This is a genomic window from Micromonospora sp. DT4, assembly GCF_049841675.1.
Lineage (GTDB): Bacteria > Actinomycetota > Actinomycetes > Mycobacteriales > Micromonosporaceae > Micromonospora.
Genome location: NZ_JBNCKT010000008.1, coordinates 23,986 through 36,648 on the forward strand (window position 1 = coordinate 23,986; position 12,663 = coordinate 36,648).

12 protein-coding genes and 1 riboswitch are annotated in these 12,663 nt (G+C 72.9%); of the genes, 4 read left to right on the forward strand and 8 right to left on the reverse strand.

Translation table 11 applies throughout. The features are described 5' to 3' along the window. Positions 1 to 35: 35 nt before the first annotated feature. Positions 36 to 1,067 (reverse strand): ABC transporter substrate-binding protein, encoded by a 1,032-nt coding sequence (locus ACLQ24_RS04960; protein ID WP_425889202.1) that lies wholly within the window; start codon positions 1,065 to 1,067, stop codon positions 36 to 38. 268 nt (positions 1,068 to 1,335) lie between these two features. Here ACLQ24_RS04960 and ACLQ24_RS04965 point away from each other — a divergent pair, with 268 nt between their 5' ends. The 4 genes from ACLQ24_RS04965 (at position 1,336) to ACLQ24_RS04980 (ending at position 6,474) form a co-directional block, all read left to right on the forward strand. Beyond that, a complete protein-coding gene (locus ACLQ24_RS04965) occupies positions 1,336 to 2,121 on the forward strand; it encodes an ABC transporter ATP-binding protein (RefSeq protein WP_425889203.1) in 786 nt (261 codons plus the stop codon). Positions 2,122 to 2,123: 2 nt separating this feature from the next. Then, positions 2,124 to 3,074: an LLM class F420-dependent oxidoreductase gene (locus ACLQ24_RS04970; protein WP_425889235.1), complete on the forward strand. Its 951-nt coding sequence runs from the start codon at positions 2,124 to 2,126 to the stop codon at positions 3,072 to 3,074. Next, the gene (locus tag ACLQ24_RS04975) at positions 3,071 to 3,379 is read left to right on the forward strand and encodes a cupin (RefSeq protein WP_266246239.1); all 309 of its coding nucleotides are present in this window, start codon (positions 3,071 to 3,073) and stop codon (positions 3,377 to 3,379) included. Before ACLQ24_RS04970 ends, ACLQ24_RS04975 begins: the two co-directional genes overlap by 4 nt. Positions 3,380 to 3,456: 77 nt before the next feature. Continuing rightward, complete coding sequence (locus ACLQ24_RS04980; protein ID WP_425889204.1) at positions 3,457 to 6,474, forward strand: hypothetical protein; 3,018 nt, start codon at positions 3,457 to 3,459, stop codon at positions 6,472 to 6,474. A 150-nt stretch (positions 6,475 to 6,624) separates the two neighbouring features. Here the strand turns inward: ACLQ24_RS04980 and thiC are convergent, their stop codons facing one another. From thiC to thiE, 7 genes are all read right to left on the reverse strand, one after another. Then, positions 6,625 to 8,217, reverse strand: coding sequence for a phosphomethylpyrimidine synthase ThiC (gene thiC / locus ACLQ24_RS04985; RefSeq protein WP_425889205.1), 1,593 nt, complete (start codon positions 8,215 to 8,217; stop codon positions 6,625 to 6,627). Between the two features lie 17 nt (positions 8,218 to 8,234). Continuing rightward, positions 8,235 to 9,020 carry a bifunctional hydroxymethylpyrimidine kinase/phosphomethylpyrimidine kinase gene (thiD, locus tag ACLQ24_RS04990; protein ID WP_425889206.1) on the reverse strand — a complete coding sequence of 262 codons (786 nt, stop codon included), beginning with the start codon at positions 9,018 to 9,020 and terminating at the stop codon, positions 8,235 to 8,237. Next, positions 9,017 to 9,682, reverse strand: coding sequence for a thiamine phosphate synthase (locus ACLQ24_RS04995; protein WP_425889207.1), 666 nt, complete (start codon positions 9,680 to 9,682; stop codon positions 9,017 to 9,019). Before ACLQ24_RS04995 ends, thiD begins: the two co-directional genes overlap by 4 nt. Next, on the reverse strand, positions 9,679 to 10,458 hold the full coding sequence (locus tag ACLQ24_RS05000) for a thiazole synthase (protein ID WP_425889208.1): 780 nt from the start codon (positions 10,456 to 10,458) through the stop codon (positions 9,679 to 9,681). The genes ACLQ24_RS04995 and ACLQ24_RS05000 overlap by 4 nt, the downstream gene beginning before the upstream one ends. Further along, complete coding sequence (thiS, locus tag ACLQ24_RS05005; protein ID WP_425889209.1) at positions 10,455 to 10,655, reverse strand: sulfur carrier protein ThiS; 201 nt, start codon at positions 10,653 to 10,655, stop codon at positions 10,455 to 10,457. Before thiS ends, ACLQ24_RS05000 begins: the two co-directional genes overlap by 4 nt. Beyond that, entirely contained in the window at positions 10,655 to 11,749 is a 1,095-nt protein-coding gene (gene thiO, locus ACLQ24_RS05010) for a glycine oxidase ThiO (RefSeq protein WP_425889210.1), read from the reverse strand. The genes thiS and thiO overlap by 1 nt, the downstream gene beginning before the upstream one ends. Next, positions 11,746 to 12,369: a thiamine phosphate synthase gene (gene thiE, locus ACLQ24_RS05015; RefSeq protein WP_425889211.1), complete on the reverse strand. Its 624-nt coding sequence runs from the start codon at positions 12,367 to 12,369 to the stop codon at positions 11,746 to 11,748. The genes thiO and thiE overlap by 4 nt, the downstream gene beginning before the upstream one ends. Then, a riboswitch (TPP riboswitch) is annotated at positions 12,364 to 12,473 on the reverse strand. It overlaps the preceding gene by 6 nt. Positions 12,474 to 12,663: the final 190 nt, after the last annotated feature.

Genomic DNA, 12,663 nt, shown 5'->3' on the forward strand with positions numbered 1-12,663 from the left:
CCGGCGGGACGTACCCCCTGGTGACGACCGGACGATCAGGCCTTCGGCGCGAGGCTGAAGTCGATGATCTGCTCGGGGGTGATGTTCTGCTTGAGCGCGCCCGCGCCCTGCAGGATCGCGATGCTCTTCGCCACCCGGCCGCTGTCCAGCGTGCCGATCGCGGTGCCGGAGTTGCCGGAACGGACGTACGCGGCCATCAGGTCCAGCTCGGCGGCGGCGGCCACCGGGTTGGCGGCGTCGACGTTCTTCTTCAGGATCTCGCCGGCCTCCTTGGAGTTCGCCAGGCTGTACTCCAGGCCCTTGAGCAGCGCAGCGGTGAACCGCTTCACCATCTCGGGCTTCTCCTTGGCGATCTTGGTGGAGGTGATCAGCACGTTGCCGTAGAGGTCCTGCATCACGTTGCTGTACGGCAGCATGACGGCCTTCTTCTTGGCCACCGCCTCGATCGTCGGCTGACCGACGACGAACTGGCCGATGCCGTCCACCGAACCGGAGGCCAGCGTGCCGATCAGCGCCTGCGCCTCACCGTTGACCCAGGTCACCTTGCTGGCGTCCACGCCGGCGAGCCGGGCGTACGTCGGGAACAGGTTACGCACCACGGAGCCGGGGGTGTCGGCCAGCTTCTTGCCCTCCAGGTCCTTGGGCGAGTTGATGTTCTTGCCCTCGACGGTGGCGATGCCCGCCATCGTGCGCTGCTGGATCGCGGCCACCGCCGTGAAGTCCTTCGCCTGGCCGTTGCCGAGCTGGAGCAGACCGCCGGTGAGGTCGATCGGCCCGAAGTCCGCCTGGCCGCCGACGACCGTCTGGATCACGCCGCCAGTACCCTGACCGGCCTTGATCTCGACGTCGAAACCGGCCTCCTTGAAGAAGCCCTTCTCCTTCGCCACCCAGGCGTAGGAGTCACGGCCGAAGTTACCGAAGGAGGTGAGATAGGTCACCTTCTCCAACGCTCCGCCCTTGCCGCCCTTGGCGTCGTCGGACGAGTCCGACCCGCTGCTGCAGGCGGAGACGAGGGCGAGGGCGGTGGCCAGCGCGGCCGTAGCGACCGTACGGGTCAGCCTTCTCATCAGTAGCACCATGTCCTTTCCGACCGGGGCCGCTGGCACCGGAGGGGGTTGTCGCGACGGTACCGGCGGGAGGGGCAAGCCGGGCACCGCCTTCGTGAGGGGACTCTTCGCGCGCACAGCGTACGAGAAACCCACAGTTGCGACGCCAGGCGTATCTGGTTACGGAACGGATACAACCTGACGGCCACCCCGGACGGTGCGACATGTCAACAGGGCGGCTAGCCTTTGTCGAATTCCTGACCGTCCACTCAGCGGAGGTCCGCCGCAGATGATCCGACTGTCCGGGGTGTCGCGTACCTTCGAAGGCCGGTCCGGCCAGGTCGAGGCCCTGCGCGGCATCGACCTCGACGTCGCCGAGGGCGAGTTCGTCGCCGTCCTGGGGCGCTCCGGCTGCGGCAAGTCCACCCTGCTGCGGTTGATCGCCGGGCTACTCCCGTTGACCTCCGGCGAGATCACCGTGGCCGGTACGCCGATCACCCGCCCTCGCCGCGACATCGCCATGCTGTTCCAGAAGCCGGCGCTGCTGCCGTGGCGCAGCGTGCTGGACAACGTCCTGCTGCCGGTGGAGATCTTCGGCTGGAGCCGCGCCAAGCACCGCGAGCGGGCCCGGGAACTGCTCGACGTGGCCGGGCTGGCCGGCTTCGAGAAGCGGCTGCCGCACGAGCTCTCCGGCGGCATGCAGCAGCGGGTGTCGCTGTGCCGGTCGCTCATCGGCGAACCCCGCGTGATGCTGATGGACGAGCCGTTCTCCGCGCTCGACGCGCTCACCCGCGAGGAACTCTCCGGTGAACTCCAGCGCGTGCACATGGAGAACAAGCCCACCATCGTCTTCGTCACCCACTCGATCGACGAGGCGGTGCTGCTCGCCGACCGGGTGGTCGTGCTGAGCCCCCGCCCCGGCCGTATCCGCAAGGTGGTCGAGGTGGCCATCCCCCGCCCGCGCACCCTGGGCCGCAACGCCCACCTCGCCGACGTCGCCCGGGTCAGCGCCGACCTGCACGAGCTCTTGATGGAACGCGACGAGCCGGCCACTGCCGGCGTGGAGGGACGATGACCATGCGGGTGTCGGTGTTCACCGAGCCGCACCGGGGTGCCGACTACGACACCCAGCTCCGGTTCGCCCGACTGGCCGAGGCCGGTGGCTTCGAGGGTTTCCTCCGCGCCGACCACTACCAGTCGATGGGCGACGACCCCGGCCTGCCCGGCCCGACGGACGCCTGGCTGACCCTCGCCGCGCTGGCCCGGGAGACCGAACGGATCCGGCTGGGCACCCTGGTGACGTCGGCGACCTTCCGCCTGCCCGGCCCCCTCGCCGTACTCGTCGCGCAGGTCGACCAGATGAGCGGCGGCCGGGTCGACCTCGGTATCGGCGCCGGCTGGTACCAGCGCGAACACACGTCGTACGGCATCCCGTTCCCGGCCGTCGGCGAGCGCTTCGACCGGCTGGCCGAGCAGCTTGAGGTGATCACCGGGCTGTGGTCCACCCCGGTGGGCGAGACGTACAGCTTCATCGGTGACCACTACCGGCTGGTGGACGCGCCCGCGCTGCCCAAGCCGGCGCAAGTGCCCGGCCCGCCGATCATCGTGGGTGGACGCGGCCCCAAGCGGACCCCCGAGCTGGCCGCCCGGTACGCCGACGAGTTCAACATGCCGTTCAAGTCCGTGGCCGAGACCGCCGGGGCGTACGACCGCGTGCGGGAGGCGTGCGACCGCGTGGGTCGGGCGGGGACGGGACGGGCCCCGCTGGTGCTCTCCGCCGGGATCGTGGTGGCCGTCGGACGTACCGACGCGGAGGCCACCCGCCGGGCCGCGCCGCTGCACGAGAAGAGCGCACTGCCACCGGAGGACCCGGTGGTCGGCTCGCCGGCGCAGCTGGTGCAGCGGATCGGCGAGTTCGCCGAGATCGGCACCGGCCGGGTGCACCTGCGCCTCACCGACCTCGACGACCTCGACCACCTCGAGCTGATCGCCGCCGAGGTGCTTCCCCAACTGGACAGTGGACGATGACCGACGTGATTGACGGCACCGAACTCGGGCCCGTGGGCCAGGAGATCGTGTACGAGAACGACCGGGTCCGGGTCTGGCACATCCGGCTCGAACCGGGCGAGCGCCAGCCCCTGCACCGGCACGACCACCCCTACCTGGTGGTGGCGATCCAGGGCGCGAAGAACGTCGTGCAGACCATCGACGGCACCCGGATCGACGCCGACGAGCCCACCGGTGGGGTCGTCTACCGCGACCCCGGAGCGGTGCACATGCTCACCAATGTCGGGGACACGACATACCTGGCCCGACTGGTCGAACTCAAGTAGACCCGCCGGGCGTGCCCCGGCGCGCCGCGCGGCGCGCCGGTGGCGATCGGGTGTACCAGGTGCGTAACGTGCCGGACATGGCCTATCGGACCTGGGGCAGACTGCTGCTCACGGCGCTCGGGGTGAGCGTGCTGGCCGGAGCCGGCCAACTCGGCGTCGCGTACGGCTTCGGCATCGTCCGGCTCACCGGCGCCTTCACCGGCTCGACCGTCAACCAGTGGCCGGCCCAGCTCGTCTGGGTGGGCTGGTTCGCCGCGAACGCCGCCGTCGCCGGCGCCGTCCTGACCGGGCGTCTGTACCGCCGGGACACCCCGCCGGCCAACACCGGCCGGCACCTGGCCATCGGCGGCGCTGCGGCGCTCGGCGCGACCGCCGTCGCCCCGCTCTGCATGCAGCCCGCCCGGGCCGCCGAGTTGATCTCGGTGGACCCGGTCTGGGCGGTCGGCATCTGCGCCATCCTCGGGGCGGTCATCGGGGCGGGGGCGGCCATCGCCGTACTGCTCCGGCCGGAACTGGGCTGGAACATGGCGGCCGTGGCGGGGACGATCTGGCTGCTGGCGTTGGTCTCCGTCCTGCCGTCGCTCGGCACGACCGGTCCGCTGCCCACGGTCCGCCTCGGCGTACTCGAACCGAACTGGCTGGACGATGCCGCCGCGCAGCGCCTGGCGCTGCTCCTGCTGCCGATGGTGGCGCTGCTCGCGGGCGCGGCGACCGCCGGACTGGCCCGGTGGCGCGGCCAGGTCCCGCTGATCAGCGCGGCGACCGGGGTGGCCGGTCCCGTGCTGGTGGCCTTCGCGTACCTGACCGCCGGCCCTGGCGACGCCGTCGACCGCTACCAGACGACCCCCTACTACGGCGCGCTGATCGCGGTCCTCGCCGGCGCCCTCGGCGCCGCGGCCGCCGCCCTGCTGCGCTGGCCCGTCGGCGTCCGCGCCGCCGACTCCGAGGCGATCGCGCCGACCGACATCCTGCAACCGCTGCCCGCAGGCCCGACGCTGCCGGGTGGCGAGCCGACGACGTCGACGGATCCGGTCGAGGACAACACCGACACCGGGCGCGCCGGCGGGCGGCTCGTCGGGACCGGTCCAGCTCCGCGCTCCGGCGACGACACCGCCACCGTACGCACCGTCCCCGCCCACTGGGACTGGCCGTCGACAACGGCGAGCGGCCAGTACGGCCCGGTCCCCGCCGACGCGACGCGCCCGGGAGCGACTCTCCGATCCGTCGCCCCTGGTGAGCGGCCCGACGCCGATGTGCCCACGGTGGACGCCACGACCCAGGACGCGTTCGCCACGACCCAGGACGCGTTCGCCACGAGCGGGCGGCACGACCGCACACCGACCCGCACCTCGTGGTTGACCGACCCGACGGGCGAGTTCATTGCCGGGCGGCAGCCGTCGAGCCGCGACGCGGACACGACGATGGGTGCCGTCGACCCGACCCGTATCGGACCGGCGTCCGCCACGCGCGCAACGGCAGCGGTCAGCCCGACGCCCGGCGCGGGCAGCGACCGGCCGTCCGGCGGCGACACGGCCAGCCGGGACGAGCCGGGCAGCGACCCCACGACGACCAGCGCTCCCGCAGCCCCGCTCGCCACCGGTAGCACCGACGCCCCGGCCCCGGGCAGCACCGACACTTCGGCCTCCGGCGACAGGGGCAGTCCGGCCGCGGACACCACCTCCACCCCGGTCACGGGCGCGACCGTCACCCCGGTCGTGACCAGCGCGGGCAGCACCGGCGAGGCGGAAGTGGACGGGGCCGGCACACCGAGCGCCGGCAGGGCGGGCGAGGCGGAAGTGGACGGGACCGGCACGCCGAGTGCGAGCAGCGCTGGCACGCCGAGTGCGAGCAGCGACGGCACGGTTGCGGCGTCCGCGCCCAAGCCTCGCCGTTCACGCAAGGCGAAGTCCGCCCCGACCGCCACCTCAGCGGACGCGACCACCGACGGCACGGCGGCAGCACCCGACACGGCCACCGACGGCACGGCAGCAACACCCGACGCGACCACCGACGGCACGGCGGCCACCGGCGGGACGACCGGACCGGCCGGCGGACGCGCCCGACGGGCGACCCGCGTCGGCAAGGGCACCGACGTCACCAGCGCCGATACCGCCCAGCCGGCCGAACAGGACTCGTCCCGCCCCGAGAAGAAGGCTGCGCGCACCGAGCCCGACGAAGCGGCACCGCCCGGCGGGACCGACCCGCAGGCCCAGGCCGCCGGAAGTGGTGAAGTGGGCCGGCGCGCCGAGGCCGCCGAGCCGCAGGACGTCCCCGTTCCGGCCGACGATTCCGCGCCGGTCACGGCATCCGGAACGGGCCGCACCGAACGAGCCGCGACCGAGGGTGGCACCGGCGCTTCGCTGTTCGGCGGGGTCGCGGCCGGCGACATGGGGGCCGACCGGTGGACGCCGGCCCCGCCGGCCTGGACGGCCACTTCCTCGTGGACCGCGGCACCGGCTGATCTTGAACCGTCCGCCGCGGACGCGCCCGTCGATGCCGGGGAGTCGACCGACCGGACACCCCGCTTCCGGCACCGGGCACCCCTGCCCGATCTGAGCCGCGCCCCCACGTGGGACGCCTTCAACACCACTCGTCGTACCAGAACACCGGACCAGAGCACCGACACGCCGGACCAGAGCGGGTCGTTCGCCCCGCCCGCCAGCACGACTGGGTCGGCCAGCAGCACGCCCGCAGCGGCCCGCGGCACGACCGACCGGCTCGCCGGGACCAGGGAGACGCCCGCCCTGGCGGGTTCTGTCGTGCCGCCGTCCGCCGCTCCGGTCGTACCGGAACAGGGCAGCACATCCACCACCGCCGGCAGTGCGGAGCCGGGGGACGACGCCGAGCGGACGTCCACCGACGACGTCCGCCAGTCCTCGCGGCGGGGACGGCTCGGCGGCCTGTTCCGGCGTAACCGGGTGCGGGCCGACGAGGAGAGCCGGCCCGCACCCGACGCGGCAGAGCCGCTGCCCGCGCAGGACGAGGAGTTCGTGGACTGGGTCGCCGGCCTCAGCAAGCCGGTCACCGACAACGAGCCCGAGCAGGAGAGCGGCCGTCGCTCACTGCGCTCCACCGGCCGACACCACCGCGACTGAATACCCGGCTCTGATCGACCCGGGCTCCGTGTATCCGGGCCTTCCAGAGGTCTCGGACGCCCCGACGTCCTCCGGAACCGAGTCGATCAGAGCCGCCCGCCGCGGGCCGGTCGGGCGGGGTACGCCGCCCGACCGGAGGCCCTGGTCGGATCAGGCCAGCGGCAGGTAGACCTTCCCGCCGCCGGAGACGAACTCTTCCGACTTGTCCTTCATGCCACGGGCCGCGTACTCCTTCAGCTCCTGGGTGATCTTCATGGAGCAGAACTTCGGGCCGCACATCGAGCAGAAGTGCGCCGTCTTCGCCGGCTCGGCGGGCAGGGTCGCGTCGTGGTACGAGCGCGCCGTCTCCGGGTCCAGGGAGAGGTTGAACTGGTCCTCCCAGCGGAACTCGAACCGCGCCTTCGACAGCGCGTCGTCCCACGCCTGCGCGCCCGGGTGCCCCTTGGCCAGGTCCGCCGCGTGGGCGGCGATCTTGTACGCGATCACGCCCGCCTTCACGTCGTCCCGGTCCGGCAGGCCGAGGTGCTCCTTCGGGGTGACGTAGCAGAGCATCGCGGTGCCGAACATGCCGATCATCGCCGCGCCGATCGCGGAGGTGATGTGGTCGTACGCGGGCGCGATGTCGGTGGTCAGCGGCCCGAGCGTGTAGAACGGGGCCTCGTGGCACCACTCCTGCTGGAGGTCCACGTTTTCCTTGATCTTGTGCATGGGCACGTGACCGGGGCCCTCGATCATCACCTGGACGTCGTGCTCCCAGGCGACCGTCGTCAGCTCGCCGAGGGTGCGCAGCTCGGCGAACTGCGCCTCGTCGTTGGCGTCCGCGATGGAGCCGGGCCGCAGCCCGTCGCCGAGCGAGAACGTCACGTCGTAGCGCGCGAGGATCGCGCACAGCTCGGCGAAGTTGGTGTAGAGGAAGTTCTCCTCGTGGTGCGCCAGACACCATGCCGCCATGATCGAGCCGCCCCGCGAGACGATCCCGGTCACCCGGTCCACGGCCAACGGCACGTACGGCAGCAGCACTCCCGCGTGCACCGTCATGTAGTCGACGCCCTGCTCGGCCTGCTCGATGACGGTCTCCCGGACCACCTCCCAGCTCAGCTTGACCGGGTCACCGCCGACCTTCTCCAACGCCTGGTAGATCGGCACCGTCCCGATCGGCACCGGCGAGTTGCGCACGATCGCCTCGCGGGTCTCGTGGATCCGCTTGCCGGTGGACAGGTCCATCACCGTGTCGGCACCCCAACGGGTGGCCCAGGTCAGCTTCTCCACCTCCTCGGCCACCGACGAGCTGACCGCCGAGGTGCCGATGTTGGCGTTCACCTTGACCAGGAACGCCTTCCCGATGATCGCCGGCTCGCACTCCGGGTGGTTCACGTTGAGCGGCAGTACCGCCCGACCGGCCGCGATCTCGGTCCGCACCAGCTCCGGGTCGACGTTCTCCCGGATCGCCACGAACTCCATCTCCGGCGTCACCACACCGGCCCGCGCGTACGCGAGCTGGGTGGGTCGGCGACCGTCCGCCCCGGCCAACGGTGTACCCGCGCCTCGCACCGGCGCCACGTCACCCCGCTCGGCGATCCACGGGCCGCGCAATGCCGGCAACCCCACCGACGGCTCCGATCCCGGGCCCGACGTGTCGTAGAGCCGCACCGGCGGATGGTCGCCGGTCAGCGTCACCTCCGCGAACGGCACCCGCACATCCGGCCGCGAACCCTCGACGTACACCTTGCCTCGTGCCTGCATGACAACCTCCCTGGTGATCAGGCGGACCAGCCGAAGTGATCCAGCGGTCCGCGCCCCGCGCCCAACTCCCAACCCCGCCCGCCGGTCAGCGCACGGAGCACGTACTCCTTGGCGGCCCCCACCGCTGCCGGCACCGGATCGCCCAGCGCGAGCCGCACGGCGATGGCCGCCGAGAACGAGCACCCGGTGCCGTGGGTGTTACGGGTGTCCACCCGGGGCGCGCGCAGCAGGGTGGTGACACCGCCGCCGCACAGCACGTCGACCGCCTCGCCCCCGCCCACGTCACCGCCGGTGACCACCACGTACTCCGGGCCGCCGGCGGCCAGGGCCTCGGCGGCCACGACCATCGCGGGCACGTCGTCCACTCCGCGTCCGGTGATGGCCGCCGCCTCCGCGCAGTTCGGCGTCGCCACCCGGGCGTACGGGAGCAGCCGCTCCACCGCACCCACCACGCCCAGCCGGTGGCCGCTCGTGGCGACCAGCACCGGATCGACGACGAGCTGGGGCAGCCGGCCGTCCCGGGCGGCCTGGGCCACCACGTCGGCGACCGCGGGTGTGCCGAGCATTCCCGTCTTGACCGCGCCCACGGTGAAGTCGGCGAGCACGCTGTCCAACTGCTCCGCGACCGTGCGCGGCGGCAGTGGCAGGACGGCGTCGACACCTCGGGTGTTCTGCGCGGTGACCGCCGTGAGGACACTCGTGCCGTACGCGCCGAGCGCCGCGAAGACCTTGAGGTCGGCCTGGATTCCCGCGCCGCCGCCGGAGTCTGAGCCGGCGATGGTGAGCGTGGTTTTCGGGGTCATCTTTCCTCGTTGGTTGCGGTTGGGGGCTGCGGCCGACCGTGCCGGCTTTTTACAAGCTTCTGAGTGACCGCCTTTTGAAAGGCGCTGGTTAGCAGGTGTGCTGTCGCAGCCGGATCGTCTGCTCGCATCAGTGCGCCCAGCACCGCTACTCCTGCGGCTCCTGCCTCGATGCAGGCGGTTACCTGTTCCGGTGTCTCCACTCCCCCGAGGGCCAGGACGGGCACCGAGCTGGCCGCGACGAGCGCGCGCAGCCCCGCGACTTCCAGGGGTGGGCCGTAGCCGGGCTTGGATTTTGTCGGCCAGATCGGGGAGACGGTGGCGTAGTGCTCGGTGGTGAGGCGGCTCAGCTCGGCCACGCTGTGGCAGGAGCGGCCGACCAGCGGCAGGGCCGGCGGCGGGTACGGGCCGGCGGACGGCAGGTGGACGGCGTCGCCGCCCAGCGGGTCGGAGCCGGCCACGAGGAGGGTCCCGCCGACGTCGGCGAGGGTCGCGCGCAGCTCGACGGCGAGGGCGGCGCGCTCGACGCGCGGCAGGTCCTTCTCCCGGAGCACGACCCAGCGCACTCCCCCGGCGACCGCCCCCGCCACGACCCGTTCCAGCCTGCCCCTGGCGACCAGACGATCGGTGAGCAGGACGACCCCCGACGGCACCGGGGCCGTCACAGGTCTGGTCTTCCCTCGTCGGGAGTGGACGGGAGGGCGTGGAAGCGGCGGGCGATGCGCCCCGCACCGGCGGCCAGTCGACCCGCCTCGACGGCGTACCGCATCGCCGTGGCCATCGCCACCGGGTCGGCGGCCCGGGTGACCGCACTGGCCAGCAGGACGGCGTCGCAGCCCAGCTCCATGGCCAGCGCCGCGTCGGACGCGGTGCCGATGCCGGCGTCGAGGATCACCGGCACGTCCACGCTCTGCCGGATCAGTCGGATGTGGTGCGGGTTGCCGATGCCGAGGCCCGAGCCGATCGGCGCGCCGGCGGGCATCACGGCGGCGCAGCCCACGTCGGCGAGGCGGCGGGCGAGCACCGGGTCGTCACTGGTGTACGGCAGCACCGTGAAGCCGTCGGCGACCAGTTCCTCGGCGGCGCGGAGCAGTTCCACCCCGTCGGGCAGCAGCGTCCGTTCGTCGCCGATGACCTCCAACTTCACCCAGTCGGTGTCGAACGCGTCGCGCGCCAGCCGGGCCACCTTCACCGCCTCGGTCGCGGTGTGGCAGCCGGCGGTGTTCGGCAGCAGCCGTACCCCGCACCGGTCCAACAGATCCAGCAGCCCACCCCCGGTGCCGGGCGCGGTGTCCACCCGGCGCAGCGCCAGCGTGACCAGCTCCGTGCCGGACGCCCGGATCGCCTGTTCCAGCACGTGCAGGTTCGCGGCGCCACCGGTGCCGAGGATCAGCCGCGAGCCGAACGTCGCCCCACCCAGTTCGAACGGCACGCCACTCACCCGCCCTGCGCGGCGGTGAGCACTTCGACGCGGTCGCCGTCGCGCAGCACCGTGGCCGGCCAGCCGGCCCGGGGCACCACCTCGCCGTTGACCGCGACCGCGACACCACGCTGGTGCGGGACGACGTCACTGACCAGGTCGGCCACCGACGCGCCGCCGGGGACGCTGCGCCCGGTCCCGTTCACCGTCAACTCCATCACTCCTCCTCGAAACTGCTGGTCGGGCCGGTGAACCGGTCGGCGCCGAAGCCGGTGAGCAGCGGGTCGGGCACTCCGGTGAGCACGAGATCGGTGATCGTCTCGGCGGTGACCGGGATGAGCACGATGCCGTGCCGGTGGTGTCCGGTGGCGGCCAGCACGTCCGGCCGGCCGGGCAGCGGCCCGAGGATCGGCGCGTTGTCCGGGGTGCCGGGCCGCAGACCGGCGACGGCCTCCACCAGGTCGTACTCGGCCAGTTCGGGTAGCAGGTCGACGCCGGCGCGTAGCAGCCGCTGCACCGCGCCGGCGGTGACGGTGGTGTCCGATCGCTCCTCGACCGTCGCCCCGAGCACCACCTCACCGTCGGTGCGGGGCACCAGGTAGACGTGCTCGCCGTCGGCGTACCCCCGGATCACGTGCCGGAAGCCCGGCGCGACGCCGCCGGGCGCACGCAGCCGGAGGATCTGGCCCTTCACCGGCCGCACGGGCAGGCCGGTGAGGGCTGCGGCGCCGCAGCCGGCCGCGAGCACGGTGACCTGGGCGTCCACGTCGGACAGCCGCCGGACCGGTCGCGGCACGAACACCGCGCCGGCCCGCCGCGCGGCCGTGCGCAGCGCCGGCACCAGCAGCCGGGGATCGACCTGGTGGTCGGTGGGTGCGAGCGCGCCGCCGCGCACCTGCGGGGCGAGCGCCGGCTCGTGGTCGCGCAGCTCGGTGGGGCGCAGCGGGGTCACCGGCAGACCAAGACCCTGTTGGTACGCCCAGAGCCGGCGCGCCTCGGCAAGGTCGTCGCCGGTCAGCCCGACCATCAGCGTGCCCTCGGTCCGGTAGCCGATCTCGGTGCCGCTGGCCTCGGTCAGCTCGGCGGCGAACGCGGGCCAGCGGGCGGCGGAGGCCACCAGCAGCTCGGTCAGCCGACGCTCACCGAAGTACGCCTCGGCGACCGGAGAGAGCATCCCGGCGGCGACGGCCGAGGCCCCCGATCCGGGCGCCGGGTCGTGTACCTCGACGCGCAGGCCCCGGGTGGCACAGCGCCACGCGATGGCCAGCCCGATCGGGCCCCCGCCCACCACCGCCACCTCGGTAGGCGTCACGCCAGCGCCCGCAGCAGTTCGGCGGTCGCCCGCGCGGGATCGGCGGCCGAGCAGATCGCGCCGACCACGGCCACCCCGTACGCCCCGGCGGCCCGTAGCGCCGGCACCCGGTCGGCGGTCACCCCGCCGATCGCGATGACCGGCACGTCGACGGCGTCGGCGACGTCGCGTACCCCGACGGACCCGATGGGGTCCGGCAGACCGGCCTTGGTGCTGGTGGCGTGGCACGGACCGACGCCCAGGTAGTTGGCCCCGGCGGCGACCGCCTCGACCGCGGTCCTTGGCTCGCGGGCGGTGGCACCCAGCACGCCGGTGGGGCCGAGCACGTGCCGGGCCGCGACGACCGGGAGGTCGTCGGCACCCACGTGTCCACCGGCGGCACCCACCGCGAGCGCCACGTGCAGCCGGTCGTTGACCAGGCAGGTCGCTCCGTACGGCGTGCACAGCGCCAAGACCCGGGCGGCCAGGTCGTACGCCTCGCGGTCGGTGGCGGAGTCCTCCACCCGGACCTGCACGACGAGGTCGGCGCGGGCCGCCGCGAGGGCGGCCCGGACCACGGTGAGTGGATCGCGCCCGGGTCGGGTGTCGGTGATCAGATGCAGTCGCCCAAGGGACGGCACGGCAATACTCCTCCCTGCGCCGGCATTACCCGGATCAGGTTCGACGGTCGGGGGCTGTCAGCCCCCCTCTCAGCCCGGTACACCGGGCTCCCGTGGGTTACTTGCGTGTCACCGTACGACAGATCCGCCCCCTCTGCCAAGAGAGAGCCGACCACCCTCGCGCGAGAGATCGATCGGGGTGCTTTCTCCGGTCCTGTTCGGAATGTCGCTCGCCGTTGCAGAACCGTTACCCGCCGGCATCTTGCCGGACATCGATGCAACAGAACTAATTTGTTCAGCGATTCGACAAAATGC

What these genes read in the sequence shown, in the direction of transcription:
- ACLQ24_RS04960 (WP_425889202.1), bottom strand. Translation starts at nt 1,067, where the DNA reads ATGAGAAGGCTGACCCGTACGGTCGCTACGGCCGCGCTGGCCACCGCC.
- thiC (WP_425889205.1), bottom strand. Translation starts at nt 8,217, where the DNA reads ATGCAGGCACGAGGCAAGGTGTACGTCGAGGGTTCGCGGCCGGATGTG.
- thiS (WP_425889209.1), bottom strand. Translation starts at nt 10,655, where the DNA reads ATGGAGTTGACGGTGAACGGGACCGGGCGCAGCGTCCCCGGCGGCGCG.
- ACLQ24_RS04970 (WP_425889235.1), top strand. Translation starts at nt 2,124, where the DNA reads ATGCGGGTGTCGGTGTTCACCGAGCCGCACCGGGGTGCCGACTACGAC.
- ACLQ24_RS04975 (WP_266246239.1), top strand. Translation starts at nt 3,071, where the DNA reads ATGACCGACGTGATTGACGGCACCGAACTCGGGCCCGTGGGCCAGGAG.
- ACLQ24_RS04965 (WP_425889203.1), top strand. Translation starts at nt 1,336, where the DNA reads ATGATCCGACTGTCCGGGGTGTCGCGTACCTTCGAAGGCCGGTCCGGC.
- ACLQ24_RS04980 (WP_425889204.1), top strand. Translation starts at nt 3,457, where the DNA reads ATGGCCTATCGGACCTGGGGCAGACTGCTGCTCACGGCGCTCGGGGTG.
- thiD (WP_425889206.1), bottom strand. Translation starts at nt 9,020, where the DNA reads ATGACCCCGAAAACCACGCTCACCATCGCCGGCTCAGACTCCGGCGGC.